The organism is Streptomyces triculaminicus (assembly GCF_017349075.1).
GTDB classification, from domain to species: domain Bacteria; phylum Actinomycetota; class Actinomycetes; order Streptomycetales; family Streptomycetaceae; genus Streptomyces; species Streptomyces triculaminicus.
In genome coordinates this window covers 726910-743185 of record NZ_JAFMOF010000001.1, presented here as the reverse complement: position 1 = coordinate 743185, position 16276 = coordinate 726910, and the positions used below count along the sequence as shown (strand labels likewise).

Sequence of the window (16276 nt, the reverse complement as noted above, 5' to 3'; positions counted from 1 at the left end):
GCGACGTCGATCAGGCCATGTCGGTCAGGCCACGTCGATCCCGTAGTCGCGCACGAGCGCCTCGAGCCCGCCCGGGTACCCCTTGCCGCCGATCACGAAGTCCCAGTCGCCGCTCGCCCGCCTGCGGAAGGAGCCCAGCACCAGCGCCTTCTCGCCGGGCCGCCCGTCGGAGACCTCCAGCCGCCCCAGCTCGGCGCCGGAGGCGTCGGCCAGGCGTATCCGGGCGTCGGTGAAGTGCGAGAGATCGGCGTCCGGATCGACCGCCGGGTCTATCGCCGCCACCAGCACCAGCCGGTCCGCGCCGGACGGCAGCGCGTCGAAGGCGACCCGCAGCGCCGCCTTGTCGGCGAGCGTGGGCTCCGCCGCGCGCACGGAGCCGTCGGGGGTGCGCGGGTTGTTGTAGAAGACGAAGTGATCGTCGCTGAGGACGCGGGTGCCGTCGCAGACCAGCGCGCAGACGTCGAGGGCGACGCCCCCGGACCAGGACATGCCGAGCAGGTTGTGGTCGTCCGGCGGCGCGGCGGCGGCCCGCCGGCCGCGCGGCGCGCCGCCCCCCAGCCGCCCGCGCAGCCCGTGCTGGGCCAGCAGCTCCACCAGCTCCTCCCCGGGCACCAGCGTCAGCGGCTTGCCGTTGGCGAAGGCGTACGAACCGGGGCCGAACCCCGAGGTGGTCACGAGCACGCCCTTGTTGGCCCCGGCCCCCTGCACGGTGCCGTACAGGTCGCGCACGGCGGTCGGCGGGACGGTCTTGCGGTAGCGCTTGACCTGCACGATGATCCGGCCGCCGCTGATCGGGTCCGGGTCGACGGCCTCGACGTCCACGCCGCCGTCGTTGGAGCGCTGGGTGGTCACCGCGCGCATGCCCCGGGCCCGGAACAGCTCGGCGACCAGTCCCTCGAACGCGACGGGGTCCATCTCGAAGAGGTCCGGGTCGTCGTCGCCGCCGTGCGAGACGACGCCGCGGCCGACCTCGTCCGGCCGCCGCCCCGGCCGCACGGCCGCCATCTGCTCGGGGCGGGCGGCCAGCTGCCCGCCGAGCGCCTCGGTCAGGCACTCCACGGCGCTCACCTGCTCCAGGCGCAGCCCCGCGAAGACGCTCCGGGAGACGGTGACGGCCGCGAGGAAGATCTGCGCGGGCCTGCCGGTGGCCGGGTCGTTGCCGTCGACGAACCCGTTCAGCGCCACGGACTCCAGCGCCCCGAACCCGTCCGCCGCGAACAGCTCGTGCACCGCCAGCAGCACGCACTGCGCCAGCACGTCCCGGTACAGCGCCCGGCGCTGTGTGACGGGCCGGGACATCTCCTTCTGCTCGTCGGCGTTGACCATGTAGCGCACCGACTTCACGTCGGGGACGACCTCCGGGCCGGGCAGCTCCCAGTCGAGCACCAGCTGCCGGGCGGCCGGGTCGTAGGCGGCGGCGATCCGGTGGGGGAAGTCCTCGGGCCAGGCGCCGGAGGCGTAGAGCGCGGCGGAGAAGTACTCCACCACCGCCTCCGGGTCGCCCTCCCGCAGCGCGGCCGCCATCTCCCCGATGCCGGCGTTGTACTCGCGGGTCTCGGCGAGCGTGGCCGCGGCCCACCGGTCGTACTGCTGCCGGTACTCCTCCAGCCGCCGCAGCCGCTCGGTCTCGGCGGCCTGCGCGGCGTACCAGTCGTCCTCGAAGCCCCGCCGGTCGCGCTGGTAGCGGGGGTCGTAGGGGTCCGGCATGACGATGGGCCGGGCCAGGTCGCCGGGGTTGAACGGCTCAAGCCGCTCGGACCGGGCCAGCGCCGCGGTGGTGAACGCCGGCGCCCCGCAGCCGGCCGCCAGCATGCCCTCCAGCGCCGCGACCTTCTCCTCGAGTTCCTCCGTCAGCCGCCGGGCCTCCGCCTCGCGCGCCTGCCGGTAGGCCTGCCGGCGCTCCCGGTCCTGGCGGGCCATCTCGCGGTCGTGCGCCCGCTGTTGCCGCTCCTGGTCCCGCTGCTGCTGCGCCGCCGCCCGCTGCCGGGCCTCGTGCTGGCGCTGCTGCTGCCGCTGGGCCTCCGCCCAGACGCCCATCAGTCCACTGGAGCGGCGGCTCATCGGCTGTGTTCCCTCCCCCGGATACGCCACAGGGCCCCCGGACCACACGTCAGTACTGGCCCGATGACCAGCGGCGATCCCCCAACTCTAATGGGCGGAGGACAAACTGGTCACGGTGTGGTCACAAGGGCCCCGTGGAGGAGAGGAATCCGGTCAGCTCAGCGGGGGATGGGCGTAGGTGGTCGCCAGCAGGGGATGACGCGTCGCGCCGTCACCGTGCACCAGATGACGCACCGACGAGGGGATGAGCCCCCCGAACAGCGTGCCGACCAGCCCCGCCGCCTGGCAGCGGAGGTTGAAGTCGTACGTCGCCATCGCCGCCCGCACCGCGCTGACGCGGTAGCCGTGGGCTCCCGCCCAGCTGTCCGCCCGGTCCAGGTCGGCGTACACCGCGACGATGCCCGCGGCGGTGGAGAACTCCCGCTGCACGCCCAGGTCCTCGGCCGGTCCGAGCACGTCGAGATCGGCCAGGTAGGAGGTCTCCTCGGCGGTCACCCGGTAGACGCCGGGCTCGGCGCCCTCGCTGCGGAACGCGAAGACGAAGCCCTCCAGCGGGCCCGCCACCTCGTCCAGGCCCCAGTCGTCGCGGTCCCGGCGCAGCACCTCGCCCACCCGCGCGAGGATCACGTCGGTGCGTACGGGCGTCTGCGCGTACTGCAGCGAGGAGCGCCGCAGCGCGAGCGTGTCCCGCAGGTCGTGGACCGGCCGCAGGTCCTCGGCCTCCGGGGCCGGGGCGACGGGCACGGCGTTCGCGAACGGCACCGGCCGGCGCTCCGCGGCCAGGCCGTCCGAGGCGCTCGTCCGGGAGGTGAGCCCCTCCAGGACGGACCTCATGGTGTCCAGATCGCTCCTCATGCCGTTCCTCCCAGGGTCGCGACGGCGACGACGGGCTCGTCGGCCGGTGACGTGCCGAGCACATGGGCCAGGGCGTCGTCGTCCCAGTCCGGTGCCGGGGCGAAGCCCAGCCCCAGGTGCCGCGCGACCTCCCGGGCACTGGTCAGCCCGCAGCCGGCGTCCAGGAACGCCAGCCGGAAGCCGAACGTGCCGTATTTGGTCATGACCTTCTTCAGATCGCCGGTGACGACGATCTCGCACGGCGCGTCGCCCGCGGGCACCGCGCTCGAGACGGCCGCGAGCGTGTGGCTGCCCACGGCGTACGCGTAGACGCCCCGGGGCAGCACCCGGTCGTCGCGCAGCACCACATAGGCCGTGGTGCAGCCGATGTTCCCCGCCGCCGCGGTCCAGCGCTTGACGCGCTCCGGCGTGCTCTCGTCGTCCTTGATGCCGAAGGCGACCTTCAGTACCAGCCCGAGGGCGTCCGCGGTGAGCGGGACGTCGCCGGGGGACTCCTCGGGCCGCCCGGCCCCGGCGAGCACGGAGAGGTCGGGGGCCGGAAGCGCCGTGTGCGGCCGGCTCGGCCAGTCCTTGAACTGCGACTGCAGACGCAGGTTGGACGCGTAGTAGTGCGCCTGATGGTCCTTCGGGGACAGGAACGCGCGCGGCGGGATCGCGACCGATGCCTCATAGACGGCGCCGGCCGGTGCCTGCGGCGCGACCGGCCCCGTCGCGTACGAGCATCGCGGGCACCCCGGACGGCTGACCGCGGGGCGGTAGGTCGTGGCGAGGGTCGCGGCGTCGATCACGCTGGAGTCGATCGGCAGGTGCGTGATCGTGGACCGCGCCACCAGCGCGGTGACGTGGTGCGAGGCCAGGCCGGCGACAAGGTCGCGCAGGTGCTCGGGCGGCTCGCCGGACGGGGCCGCCTCACCGTGGCGGCCGCACTCCAGACAGGGCGTGATCGCGGGATCGACGTACGGGCCGACGACGATCGTCGTGGCGTCGGCGCGCACCCTCAGCAGCGGGCGCCCGTCCTTGTGGCAGCGTTCCTCGGTGGCGGCGAGCAGCGCGGTCGACGAGGCCGTCTCGAAGAACACGGTGAGCTCGTCCCCGGGTCCGGACGGGCCGGACGGGTCCTCGACCACCTGGCACACCCCCCGCAGCGCCGCCCGGGCGGCGGCGACGAGGGCGGAGTCGCCCTCGAGCCGCACCGGGCGCCGCACCAGCCGCGCCACGGCGTCCGCCCAGGACGGGTTCGCCCCGGTGGAGTTGCCCAGCCGGGAGAGGAACACGGCGAGCTCGGGAGCCACGCCCGGCTCCTCGCCGGACGCCGCCTCCTCCACCACGCCGGCCGTCCACAGCAGGGCCAGGCACTTGTAGACCGCCGCCTCGTCGAGCCCGAGCTCGCGCGCCAGCGCCGCGTGATCGCGGGTGCCGTCGCACGCCTCGGCCAACGGCACCAGTCCTTCGCGCGCGAACGCGCCGGAGAACGCCTGCCCCCGGTCCGCGCCGTCGAGCACGACGGAGTCCCCGGCCCGGCGCAGCCTCACCCCGCGTCGCAGGACGGGCCGGACCGGAACCGTCAACTGCATGTCCGTACGCGCCGCCCGGCCGATCTGCTCGGCCTTCATCTCGGCAACCATGACCAATCCCCCTCTTTACCGCAGCAGTTCCGGAACCGGCATCGCGCTCGCCGCGCGCTCCTCGGCGAACCGGTCCCCGCACCGCGGGCACCGGTTCACCGACACCGTCGCCGCGGCCGAGACCGCCCCCGAGACGAGGTTGAAGGTCCGCACGGTGCCCCCGATCCCCGTGACGCCCGAGGCGATCTCGGTCAGGGCGAGCTCCACCAGGCCCGAGGCGACGGCCAGGTGCTGCGGGCCGAACCCCTCGGACAGGCCGGACAGGGACGCGTCGATGTCGTAGTGGCGGGCCGAGCCCGCGTGCTGCGCGGCACGCTTGCGGTGGCAGGCGAAGCACGCCGTCCGGCCCGGGACCACCACGGGCCCGCAGACGATCCGGGTCGGCTGCAGCTGGAGTCCGACGGACGGGGTGCCCCGCTCCGCGCAGATCCGGTCGATCTCGTCGCGGAGCTCCTCGTCGCCACCGGAGTGCACGGCGACGACGACGTCCGCGTGCGGTGCCGTGCCGTCGCGGAACTCCTCGAAGGACACCCGCCGCTCCGGAGGAACACCGCGGTGGTCCATGAGTCTTTGGCCGAAGGCGTCACCGATGACGTACAGGCACTGCGGGCGCGGGTCGTGCGGCATGCTGCTCTGCTCCTTCTTCGCGCTCACGCGAACGGCTGGTGCTCGGGGTTGATCGCGTCCTCGGGGTGGCTCGGGTGGCCCATCGCGCGGGGGGCGTCGTACAGGCGCTGCGTGCCGAGGAAGCGCTCGCCGTGCACGAACGACACGGGCATCGCCTCGGGCACGAGCACCTTCACCGCCCGCATGCCGACCTGACGCGCCTCGTCCGTGGTGATGTCGGCGACGAGCACCTCGGCGCCCCGCTCCGCGAGCCGGGAGACCGCGGTGTCCAGCGGGTCCGCCCCGGCCGGCAGGGCCGGCATGCCCTCGAGGCCGTACGACGGGCGCTCGCCCTCCAGCAGGAAGTCGAAGACGTCGCGCCGGGCGCGCGCCCCGTTGTGGACGGCGCCGCCGACCACGCTCACCTTGGCCGGGTCGAGCTCGCGCCCGGCATAGGCGGACACGTAGCCGCGCAGGGCCACCCGCAGGGAGGACAGTTCGCGGTAGATCTTGCCCAGGGCCCGGTCCGGATCGATGTCGCAGGTGGCGGCGACGACCTGGGCGAGGGTGGGATCGGCGTCGGAGAGCTGCACCGCGTAGATCACCGGGATGCCGAAGTCCGTCGTCGCGTCGAACAGCCTCACGCGCAGGTCCGTCGAGGTGCCGACGCGGTAGTACTCGCGGGTGACGGGGTCGAGCCGCTCCGGGTCCACGGCCAGCTCGGGCAGCCGCAGCCGCTGGAGCCAGACCATGGCGATGGCGTCCCGCTCGACGACCTCCAGCAGCCCGCCGAGCACCGCGGTCCGCACGTCGGAGTGGACCGCGGCGCCCGTGGTGATGCCACGGGTGAACCGCTCGGACTCCGACTCGTAGGGCATGTGCAGATAGACGGAGATGGCGGGCACGAGCACCGGCACCCGCCGGGTGAGCGACCAGGCGCGCACCCAGCGGATCGGGACGGACGGGTCGTACTCGGCCAGGCTGCAGTCCTCGCGCGCGAGCTCCGTGGGGGACAGCTTGGGCCACCGCGACGGCGAGATGAACTCCTCGTCGAGGTCGTTCTCGGCGGCGAGCACCATCGCGTCGTCGTCCCACGCGCACGTGGAGTACCGCTCGAGCGCCTCCGCGATGGAGATCAGCTCGGCGCGTTCGGGCGTGAGCCCGGTGCCCGCGCCGTCGGCGTTGCCCAGGTCCTCGTCATGGGCCCATGTGTGGAGGTTGGCGAGCGCGCGGGACGGGACACCGAGGTACGCCAGGTGGACGGCGAAGGACGGTTCGCCCTCGCGCACCGGCAGTGACGCGGTGCGCGAGACCAGTCCGTACGGCGAGACGAGGTCCTTGAGACCGCGCAGCTCGGCCGAGATGTGCTCCTGGGGCCTGCTCAGATCCATGTGGTTCTTCTTCCTGCGGTCGTGTGGTCTCCGTGCTCGCGCCGCGTCACTCCGCGGCCGGTGCGGAGACCGCCGCCATGCGCCGGGCCAGCCCGTCGAGCTCGTCCTGGAGCACCTGCATGGGCTTCCCGACGACCTCTTCGTTGGCCCGGGCGGCGACGTAGCAGAAGACGTAGCGCTCCGCCAGGCTGAAGCCGAGGGTGTACAGGCAGCTGTAGAGCATGCTGGTCTGCAGCCGGAAAGCCATGAAATCGGCGTCGCGGTTCATCAGGCGATCCAGCTCGGCACTGGGCGGCGTATGGAAACGCGTCGGTTCGACCGGACCGCCTCGCTCGCGGACGAGATCCTCGAGCGTTCGGCCGGCGTTGACGACGGTACCGTCCAGGAAGTCCTCCGCCAGCGAGCCGGATCTGGACACGATGAACTCGGACCATTGCCGGACCGGTGTACCGGCCGTCAGTACGTTACCTGGATCGCCGCATTCCGCGATGAATTCCCGAGTGACGGATCCAACCTGTTCATAGAACCTTGCGCAGGCCGCTTCGAAGGATTCCGGATCCTTACTGCGCGCATAGATCGCCTCGTAATGGGAGCGGTAGCTCAATAGGCGCAGGGATAGCAGATCCCGGAATGCATACCCCTCGAGTTCTCTTTGCGGAGACCTCAGCAGGGTCGATCTGCTGTGCGCGACCATGAGGCGGATCGCATCAAGCGCCGGCGTCAGTGAATCCTGTTCATGCATCGTGCGATGCATGAACGAAACGAGGATCGGTGCGGCTTCCTGGAAGAGCCGCTTGGAGGAAGCGGAGAATCCAGTTCCGTCGAAGCCGGCGTTCCAGAGGGGCGACGGGACCTGGTCCAGCGGCGTCTCCTCGACCCGAGGTGTGCAACCGAAGGCCTGTGCCACGCCGCGCAGTTGATCGCGGAAGGCGTCGGGATCGGTGACCCCGTCGACGCTGATCTGCAGGACCTCCGCACCGGCCCGGCCGTCCCACGTACGGACGAAGTAGTAAGGGCCGTGCGTGCTCGTGCGCTCGGGCGAGAAGAGCTCTCCTATGAGGGGCGCGAACGTCTCCTTATAGGTGGAACCCTCGGGCTGCGGGATGGTGACAAACAAATGCACAGGTAGATCCCCCCAGATCTGAGCCCGCCCAGATCGGCCGACACGTGTACTGGCCGCCGACCGTAACTCACATGATCATCACGGTGAAGGGCGCGTGTAGTGTGATCCACGCCACCTTGAATATCGCTTGCATGCCGCTCGAGCGAATAGCTAACTTCTGAGCACACCAACAAACCCAAAAGGGGGTGCTTCAAAATGGAGCAGCAGATGGACCTCAACGTTCTCGAGATCTCCGACCTGATCGCCGGCGCCGGCGAGAACGACGACCTGGCGCAGGTCATGGCCGCCTCGTGCACGACCAGCAGCGTCTCGACGTCTTCCTCGTCGTCCTCGTCCTGATCCAGGGCTAGCAAATAGTTGAGCCACCGTCGAGGTGCACCTCGGCGGTGGCCTTCTGTTCTCTTACGCGCGTAATCAGAAATATTTAAACCGCGAACTTAACCGGTTCGGTGGAATGACAGGCGGGCTCCGAAGCGACGGGCCCCCTTCTCCACGGCCCGGCCCCCGACGTCCGCACGCCGTGGTGAACCGGGCCCGCGTGACGAAGCTGGGGGATTCCTATGGGTGTGAGTGTCAGTCCGTACGTCGTCTACCGACGGAGCAGGCTCCCACTGGGTGAGCTCGAGGGGATGTCGTTCACCACCGCCTGGTCGCGCGTCGACGAACTGCACGCCCTGCGCGAGGAGATCGGCAAGCGGGCCGCCGGCCTGTCCGACCGCCTCGGCGAAGCCGTGCCCACGCTGGACGACAGCGCCCGGGCCGATCTGATCCGGGTGCGGCGCGACGTGCACAACCTGCGCCACGACCGGGCTGCCGCACGCCTGGACTCACTGCGCCCGCACCTCGGCACCGAGACGCTCGCCGAGCTCGAGAGCTGGTGCGCCCTCGGCGTGCGCGCCGAACAGTGCGAGCGCGAGGGCCAAGAGGCGCTCGAGAACGAGAAGAAGCAGGCGGTCGCGGGCTTCCGCGCGCTCTTCGAACACGATGCGATGGCCCGGAGCATCCAGCTCTCCGGCGACCAGCTCTACCGCGGCCTGCACGACTTCGTCACCGGCGAGGGCGGGTCCCTCAAGCCCAGCAAGGCCCGCGTGCGCGAGTCGTCGCTCGTCAACTTCGCCTACCGGGCCGCCCTGAAGCCGTCGCCCTTCGGGCGCTTCACGGAGATCGGCGCGTTCCCTCCGGACGACCCGGGCGCCGCGGCGCCCGCCCGGGACCACGGGCCGGACGCGTCGGACGCGTCGGTCACGGTGCTCAACCGGCTGCTCGTGAACTGGGTGCTCGCCGCGCTGCCGCGCATACCGGGCGGCCTGGAGACGGGTCACCTGGTGGTGAACTCGACCCTGCGGGCCGGCGCCGAGGCGATCGAGTTCATCGGGGTCGCCCCCGGCACCCACGACGGCGAGAACATCGCCTCCGAGACGGTCCTCCGGATGCGCCGCGAGGCGCTGTTCGACACGCTGCTCGCGGCGATGCCCGGAGGATCCGCCCCCGCCGCCACCGTGTTGGGCGCGCTCACCGCCGTCACCAAGAGCGACGAGCTGAGCCGCAAGGTCGTCCACGGCCTGATCCGGGCCGGCGTCCTGTTCTTCCGCCCCGAGGTCGACGACCACGACCCCGAGTACTCCACGAAGCTCGACGGGATGCTCGCCGCCGGCGGCACGGCGGAGACGGCGGAGCTGCGCGAGCACTTCACCGAACTCAGGCGCCTGGAGCAGGACTTCGCCGCCGCGACGGCCGAGGAGCGCCAGCGGCTGCTCGACTCGGCGTACCGGGCGATCGGCGGCATCGCCGAGCTGTGCAAGGTGTCCCCGCCCCCCGAGTCGGTCCTGAAGTCCCCGGTCTTCGAGGACACCCCCGCCGCCACGGCACCCCAGGCATGGAGCCTGCCGACGGTGGAGGGAAGCGTCCCTGCCCTGACAGGCCTCTGGCGGCTGGCCTCGATGCTGGACAACGGCCAGGTGAAGCGCATCGGCCTGCACGCCTTCGCGACCCGTGTGCTCGGCGACCGCCGCACCATGCCGTTCCTGGAGTTCTTCAAGGCGTTCTCGTCGCTGACCGATCAGGACCAGCTCGATGTGCTCATGGGCCGTGGCGTGGCGGCGGCCGAGACGTACCGGGTGCAGCGGGCCGAGGCCCTGCGCACGATCCGGGAGCGTCTCGTGCCCGGCGACGGCGCCGTGCACCTGGACCCCGCGGACATCGAGCGGGCCTGCGCGGGCGTGGAAGACCTCGTGGACACCGAATCCGTGACCTTCCGGGCGCAGTTCGCCCAGGGTGTCCTGCCGGACCGGGACCGGACGCTCGTCGTCAACGGCCTGCTCACCGGCTACGGCGTCTACTTCTCGCGGTTCGGCTCGTTCGTCGCGGGCACCGAGGACTGGTCCCTGCAGGAGGCGCAGCGGAAGCACCTGGCCGACCGGTTCCCCGGCCAGGTCGACCTCAACTCCGTGCTCGGCTTCAACTTCAACCTCCACCCCCCGGTGACCCCGGGCGTCGTGAACTACCCCGGCGCGGTGACGCTCGGCGCGGACCGGACGGTGTACGGGCCGGAGCGTCTGGAGGTCCGCGCGGACCACGCCACCCGGTCGGTGCGCCTCCACGACCCGGAGTCGGGGGAGGACCTCGGCCTCGTGCCCATGAACTTCCTGACCCCGATCGGGGTGCCGCTGCTCTACCGCCTGCTCGAGGCGCTGTCCCCGTCCAACCGCTACATGTGGAAGCCCCTGGACGACATCCGGGACGTCGGAGGCTCCGTCGAGTACACGGGGACGACGCCCCGCCTCGTCGTGGGCGACGTCGTGGCCGACCGCAGGTCCTGGACCGTGGCCGCCGCGGACATCCCCATGCTCCAGGACCTGAGCCGGGACTCGTACGAAGCCCTCGTGGCCTTCGACGCGTGGCGCCGGTCCCAGGGCCTTCCCCGGCACGCCTTCGTGCTGTGCCAGACGGCCGAGGAGCGCGACGTGATGGCCGGACGCGGCAGGAAGGTGACCCGCAAGTGGGCCGACTACGCCCACCTGCGCCGCGCCAGCGTCCACAAGCCGATGTACGTCGACTTCCGGAACCCCTACCTGGTCCGGAGCTGGGCCAAGTCCGCGCTGTCGCGCGGCGACGTGCTCGTGTCGATCCGCGAGTGCCTTCCTTCGGTGGACGACTACGGCCCGGAAACGGGCTGGACCGCAGCAGAGGAGTTCTTCGTTGAACTGCACACAGACCAGCAGTGAGCAGACCGGGACGGCCCAGTGGCGTCCGGTGCACATCCACATCCCGCCCTCGCTGCACACCTCCTTCCTGTGCGACGTGGTCGGCCCGCTGCTCGAGGACGAGGGACTCCGGGACCACTTCTTCTTCCTCCGGTACTGGCAGGGCGGGCCCCATGTGCGGCTGCGGATGCTCTGCGGCCCGGAGGCCGGCTCGGCGGAGGCGGCCGAACGGGTCGTCGCGCGCCTGGCCGACGCCATGCCGGAGTTCGACGCCGCGGCCCGTGAGGAGTACGCGGTCGGGCTGAGGCTCCAGGACGAGCTCGCACGCCTGGAGGGCGAGACCTCCCGGGAGGGGCAGCCCCTCGGCGCCCTCGCCCCGGTGACCTACGAGCCGGAGTTCCGCAAGTACGGCGGCACGGAGGGCGTGGCGATCGCCGAGACCGTCTTCCGGAAGTCGTCCGTGGCGGTCCTCGACCTGCTGGCCCGGCAACCGGCGGCCGCCGGCGCCGGGCGGGCACCCGTCGGCGAGGCCGCCAAGATCATGGTGATGTTCCTGCACGGGGCGGGCCTCGACCCGGAGGCCGCCACGCGGTTCCTCCGCGAATACGAGGACTACTGGCGGAAGTACGCCCCCGAGAACGTGCAGAGCGCCTGGCCGAAGATGTACGAAGGCGTCTCGTCGCAGCTCACGAACCTGTGCGCCGCGGTCTGGCGCGGCGAGGGCACGGGCGACGTCTTCCACGGAATGAGCGTCGAGGCCACCGCCCGCGCCCGTGCCGTGTGCGGTGCGGAGGCCGACGCCGACGTCCACGAGCTGCGGCTCGACGGCACGCCGTACCTGAGCTGCGTCTCGAACTACGTGCACACCACCAACAACCGCCTGGGGCTGATCCCCGCCGGTGAGGGGCTCGTCGCCTACCTCGTCCGCCGGGGGCTCGAAGGACTGGTCGGCTAGCGGACGTCGTGAAGCCGGGCGAGTGACCTCGCCCGGCTTTCGGCTGCGCCCGTCAGGACGGGTGCCTCACCTCAAGGCGCGTGCCTCAGCACGTCACCGGGAGCTTGTGCAGTCCGTACACGCCCATGCTGTCCTTGAACGACAGCTCCGCCACCGGAGCGGCCAGCTTCAGGCCGGGGATCCTGGCGAAGAGGGTGGTGAAGACGACCTCCAGCTCCATCTTGGCGAGGTTCTGGCCGATGCACTGGTGGATGCCGTGGCCGAAGGCCAGGTGGTGCTTGCCGCCCCGGTCGATGTCCAGCCGGTCCGGGTCGGAGTACACCGCCTCGTCGAAGTTGCCGGAGGCGCTCAGCCCGATGACGCCTTCGCCTGCGCGGATCAGCACCCCGCCGATCTCGATGTCCGCCGTCATCACGCGGGAGGTCACCTGGTCGGCGATGCTGAAGTAGCGCAGCAGCTCGTCGACGGCCTGCGGGGCCAGAGCGGGGTCGGCCGTCAGCTTGGCCAGCTGGTCGGGGTTCTCCAGCAGGCCCACGACGCCGAGGGAGATCATGTTCGCGGTGGTCTCGAACCCGCCGACCAGCAGGACGTTCGCCATCCCGACCAGGCCGTTGTGGTCGAGCGTGCCGGTCTCGCGGTTCTTCAGGACGAGCCTGCTGAGCAGGTCGTCCCCGGGGTCCGCCTCCTTGGCGGTGATCAGCTCGGCGAAGTACGCCTGCAGATCCTGATGCGCCTGGTTCCGCTCCTGGGGGTCGGTGTCGACCGAAACGATCTTCTTGGAGCAGTCCTGGAAGAACTCGCGGTCCTCGTAGGGCACGCCGAGCAGCTCGGAGATCGCCAGGGACGGCACGGGAAGGGCGAGCGCCTCGACCAGATCGACCGGCCCCTCGGCGGCGAGCATGGCGGTGACGCACTCGTCCACGATCTCCTGGATGCGGGGACGCAGCTGGAGCACCCGCTTGACGGTGAACTCCGGGATCACCATCTTGCGCTGCGCGGTGTGCACCGGGGGATCCATGGCGAGCATCACCGGACGCATCTGCTCCATGACCTCCGCCGGGATGTCGAAGTGGAGCGGATAGCCGGGGTGGGCCATATTCGAGCTCACGTCGGGACTGGCGAGCAACTGCCGGATGTGCTCATGGCGGGTGAGCAGCCAGGCGGTCCGCCCGGAGGCCAGGGTTATCTTGCTGATCGGCTGTTCGGCGCGCAGGGAGGAGTACTCCTTGGGCGGCTGGAGAGGGCAGGTCCTCGGATAGGGGAAAGCGCCGATCTGACTGTCCGTCATGGTCTGCTCCGCTGGCAACTCAAGGGAATTTGCTGACGCACTCTATCCGGCTCTATTCGCCGCCACGGGATAATGAGGCCGATCTCACGCGACGCGATGTGATTAACCCGGGTGTATACCACCTGGGTTCACCTGCGGAATCGTGCCATCCGTTCTCTCTGTACCGGAGAAGACGCACGTGGGGGCGGGGGTGGTCACCGGAACAACTCCCTCCGGATAAGCCGGTTCTGATGCCCGGTGGGCCCTCGTGCGGGCACGTCATGACAGGTAGTCTGCGGGAGGGAATCCACACCGTGGAGTTGTCGAAGTCAGCCGTGCGTATGGGGGCGTTGGGTTATGTACGTTTCGATCGTCATGTGGGATCTGAAGAAGTCGGAGGCCACTGTCGAGAGCCTCAGGGATTACCTGCGTGACTATGCCGTCGACGCCTACTCCACGCTGGACGGCATGCGGCTCAAGGCGTGGTTCTCCAACGCCGAACGGCAGGTGTGGGGCGCGGTCTATCTGTGGGACCGGCCCGATCAGATGCAGAGCCTGTTCAGCGTCAGCAAGGCGATCGAAATCATCGGCTATCCGCCGACATCGGTCGGCGCCTTCGCCCTCGAGGCGATAGCCGAGGGAAACAGCGTGCACGAGACACTGACCGGCCTGGGGCTCGCCCTGGAGAGCGGTCTCGAGGCGGGGCCGGAGACCGGGCCGGCGGCCGGGGTCTGATACGACATGCCAAAACGCCGACCTGGGGAAGAAACCCCAGGTCGGCGCGTTGTCGCTGGTGCCCCCGGGCAGATTCGAACTGCCGACACCCGCTTTAGGAGAGCGGTGCTCTATCCCCTGAGCTACGGAGGCTGGACCGCCGTCAGTGTAGCGGGTGCCGGGGCGGCGGGGGCAGGGCGGCCGAGGCGCGGGTCAGGCGTGGTGGGCCGGTGGGCGCGTGCGGGTGACGGCAACGCGATACGCGCCGGACGGAGTCCGTTCCAGGACGTCGATCGTGACGCCCGCCGTCGTCAGGCTCTGGCCGGGGCGGTAGGCGGCGTCCGTCATGTCCGCCGCCACATTGGGGTCGCCCCGGTGGCAGCCGCGGCTGCCCGGCGTGGCGTCGGCGGTGCGGACCGGGCCGGCGCCGGAGGAGAGGTCCGAGGCGATCGTGCTCACCACGACGCCCGGGCGGCAGACCGCGTGGTCGAGCCGGCCCGGGGCGCGGGCCTCCAGCGTGATCGCCCGGGTGCGGGTGAGGGGGACCACGGCCAGCTTGGCGCCGCCCGGCGCCGAGGTGGGGGTGAGGGTCACGGTCCGGGTGCCGGGGCGGGCCAGGCAGTGGACCTGGCCGGGGCCGAGCCAGCCCAGCTTCCACTTGTGCCAGGCCATGAAGTCGTTCGAGGGGCCCCAGTCCTCGTCCATGAGATCCCAGTGGCCCACCGGGGTGTGCCCCGCGCGGGCGCGGCCGCCGTAGTAGAGGTCGGGCAGGCCGAAGCTGTGGGCGTTCTCGTGGTTGAGGACACGGAAGGGGCTGTCCCCGGTCTGGCGGCTCCAGATGAAGGACACGTTCTGGATGTCGACGCCGTCGTCGGTCTCCAGGCCCGTGGGCGCGCCGGCGAAGGTCACCGAGCGCACGTCCCGGGTGGCGGGCGGCCCGGCGTTGGGCGCGGCCAGCACGTTGATCAGGTCGTAGCGCCGGAAGTCGACGTCCTCGTCGACGGCGTCGAGGATCTCGCGGGCGATCGCGTGGTAGCCGTCGTTGCGCGCCGGGTCGAAGGTCGTGCCGCGGGTGATGCCGTACGAGCGGTACGGGCGGGACATGCGGATCCAGCGGGGCACCGGGGTGGAGCGGTAGTCGAGGCGCCCGTAGGAGCTGGCGCGGAAGTAGTCGGCGACCGCGGGGAAGAACTCGGCGTACCGCTTCCGGGGGCTGATGCGCGCCGGGGCGTCGGGGAAGTCGATGAAGAAGGTGATCGCGCGCACCCGGCCGCTGGAGGGGGCGAAGCCGCGGGGCGTGCGGGCGCCCTCGGAGACATCGCGGCTGAGGGTGCGCAGCGCGCAGGGGCCGTACGGGCGGACGCCCGCGCCGGCCGGCGCGCCGGGGGCCGCCGGGCTCTGCTTCCCGGCCCGGGTCGGGGCCGGGGCGGCCAGGGCCAGCACCGCGGCGATCGTGACGGCGATGACCAGGGTCTTCATGCCGTCCACACTTCGCCGGGCCGCCCGGGGGCGCCCGCCGGGTTGCGGCAGATGGCCGCAGCCCCCTCCCCGGGGTGTGACGCGCATCTCATTCGGAGGCGAAATATCCGGGGAGCTTCTCCCCGTTTAACTGAGCGTTCCTGCCAAACGGGGAGTCCATCCCCGATTGCGGAACAGCCCAGAGCAAGAGCCCAGAGCGGGCCCGGTGCGGAGCCCCAAGGCCCGGACGGGCCCCGACAAGCCCAGGTAAGGAGTGATCGGCCGTGGTCACAGCCCCGCAGCCGCGTCTTCGCGCCGACGCGCTCCGCAACCGCGAGCGGATCGTCGCGGCCGCCCGCGAGGCGCTCGTCGAACACGGTGCCGATTCCTCGCTCGATGAAATCGCTCGACGCGCCGGGGTCGGAAATGCCACGCTGTACCGGCACTTCGCGGACCGCCGCGAGCTGATCCACCATGTCACCCTCTCCGTCATGGACCGCATCGCGGACCAGGCCGAGCAGGCACGAGCCGAGGAGCCCGATGCTTTCCGCGCGCTGAGGCGCTTCGTTCACGCCGCCGCCGACGAGCGGATCGGGGCACTGTGTCCGCTGCTGCGCGAAGGCGGCGTCGACCAGGACCACCCCGAACACGTCGTGGCGCGCGAGCGCCTGGAGACGGGGATCGAGGCGCTGATCGAGGCCGCCCACGCGTCCGGCCAGCTGCGCCCCGATGTGGCCATCGGCGACCTGATGGTGGCGATCACTCAGCTCACCAGGCCGGTGCCCGGCACGGACTGCCTCGGCTTCGAGGACTTCTCGCGGCGCCATCTCCAGCTGTTCCTGGACGGGCTGATGACCCCGGTCCGCTCGGAACTCCCCGGCTCCCCCACGACTTTGGAGGACCTGCGTCGTGCGGCGCGGGAGTCCTCCGTGCTCCACCGCTGACGCACTACGAGCACCACGCACCACTGGCGCCACGCACCACCGGCGCCAGGCCCGACTCCTCCACCACCTCTCCG

At 71.3% G+C, this 16276-nt stretch carries 13 protein-coding genes and 1 tRNA gene; 5 read left to right on the top strand and 9 right to left on the bottom strand.

The features are described from left to right. Positions 1 to 24 precede the first annotated feature (24 nt). The 6 genes from J1792_RS03420 to J1792_RS03395 all read right to left on the bottom strand — a co-directional run bounded on the left by J1792_RS03420 (position 25) and on the right by J1792_RS03395 (position 7661). Positions 25 to 2061: a restriction endonuclease gene (locus J1792_RS03420; RefSeq protein ID WP_207246647.1), complete on the bottom strand. Its 2037-nt coding sequence runs from the start codon at positions 2059 to 2061 to the stop codon at positions 25 to 27. A gap of 153 nt (positions 2062 to 2214) precedes the next feature. After that, positions 2215 to 2916: a tpaF gene (locus tag J1792_RS03415; RefSeq protein WP_207246646.1), complete on the bottom strand. Its 702-nt coding sequence runs from the start codon at positions 2914 to 2916 to the stop codon at positions 2215 to 2217. Then, on the bottom strand, positions 2913 to 4541 hold the full coding sequence (locus tag J1792_RS03410) for a tpaE (protein ID WP_207246645.1): 1629 nt from the start codon (positions 4539 to 4541) through the stop codon (positions 2913 to 2915). The genes J1792_RS03415 and J1792_RS03410 overlap by 4 nt, the downstream gene beginning before the upstream one ends. Before the next feature lie 15 nt (positions 4542 to 4556). After that, positions 4557 to 5195, bottom strand: coding sequence for a TOMM precursor leader peptide-binding protein (locus tag J1792_RS03405; RefSeq protein WP_207246644.1), 639 nt, complete (start codon positions 5193 to 5195; stop codon positions 4557 to 4559). Next, positions 5192 to 6538, bottom strand: a complete 1347-nt coding sequence (locus tag J1792_RS03400; protein ID WP_242645429.1) for a YcaO-like family protein — start codon at positions 6536 to 6538, stop codon at positions 5192 to 5194. The genes J1792_RS03405 and J1792_RS03400 overlap by 4 nt, the downstream gene beginning before the upstream one ends. A gap of 46 nt (positions 6539 to 6584) precedes the next feature. Then, a complete protein-coding gene (locus J1792_RS03395; protein WP_207246643.1) occupies positions 6585 to 7661 on the bottom strand; it encodes a hypothetical protein in 1077 nt (358 codons plus the stop codon). A gap of 195 nt (positions 7662 to 7856) precedes the next feature. Here J1792_RS03395 and J1792_RS03390 point away from each other — a divergent pair, with 195 nt between their 5' ends. The 3 genes from J1792_RS03390 to J1792_RS03380 all read left to right on the top strand — a co-directional run bounded on the left by J1792_RS03390 (position 7857) and on the right by J1792_RS03380 (position 11819). Beyond that, positions 7857 to 8000, top strand: a complete 144-nt coding sequence (locus J1792_RS03390) for a thiocillin/thiostrepton family thiazolyl peptide (protein WP_190067116.1) — start codon at positions 7857 to 7859, stop codon at positions 7998 to 8000. 290 nt (positions 8001 to 8290) lie between these two features. Then, positions 8291 to 10885 carry a lantibiotic dehydratase gene (locus J1792_RS03385; protein WP_242645428.1) on the top strand — a complete coding sequence of 865 codons (2595 nt, stop codon included), beginning with the start codon at positions 8291 to 8293 and terminating at the stop codon, positions 10883 to 10885. Continuing rightward, positions 10860 to 11819 carry a thiopeptide-type bacteriocin biosynthesis protein gene (locus J1792_RS03380; protein ID WP_086571032.1) on the top strand — a complete coding sequence of 320 codons (960 nt, stop codon included), beginning with the start codon at positions 10860 to 10862 and terminating at the stop codon, positions 11817 to 11819. Before J1792_RS03385 ends, J1792_RS03380 begins: the two co-directional genes overlap by 26 nt. A gap of 85 nt (positions 11820 to 11904) precedes the next feature. Here J1792_RS03380 and J1792_RS03375 read toward each other — a convergent pair whose 3' ends face one another. Beyond that, positions 11905 to 13107, bottom strand: coding sequence for a cytochrome P450 (locus tag J1792_RS03375; RefSeq protein ID WP_086571034.1), 1203 nt, complete (start codon positions 13105 to 13107; stop codon positions 11905 to 11907). A 336-nt stretch (positions 13108 to 13443) separates the two neighbouring features. On the opposite strand from J1792_RS03375, the gene J1792_RS03370 reads away from it, so the two are divergent. Continuing rightward, positions 13444 to 13821, top strand: coding sequence for a hypothetical protein (locus J1792_RS03370; RefSeq protein WP_086571036.1), 378 nt, complete (start codon positions 13444 to 13446; stop codon positions 13819 to 13821). A gap of 56 nt (positions 13822 to 13877) precedes the next feature. Here the strand turns inward: J1792_RS03370 and J1792_RS03365 are convergent. Beyond that, positions 13878 to 13953 (bottom strand) — tRNA-Arg (locus tag J1792_RS03365). A 60-nt stretch (positions 13954 to 14013) separates the two neighbouring features. Continuing rightward, the gene (locus J1792_RS03360; protein WP_207246641.1) at positions 14014 to 15279 is read right to left on the bottom strand and encodes a M6 family metalloprotease domain-containing protein; all 1266 of its coding nucleotides are present in this window, start codon (positions 15277 to 15279) and stop codon (positions 14014 to 14016) included. Positions 15280 to 15542: 263 nt separating this feature from the next. On the opposite strand from J1792_RS03360, the gene J1792_RS03355 reads away from it, so the two are divergent. Then, positions 15543 to 16202: a TetR/AcrR family transcriptional regulator gene (locus J1792_RS03355; RefSeq protein ID WP_086574445.1), complete on the top strand. Its 660-nt coding sequence runs from the start codon at positions 15543 to 15545 to the stop codon at positions 16200 to 16202. The last annotated feature ends 74 nt before the right edge of the window (positions 16203 to 16276 follow it).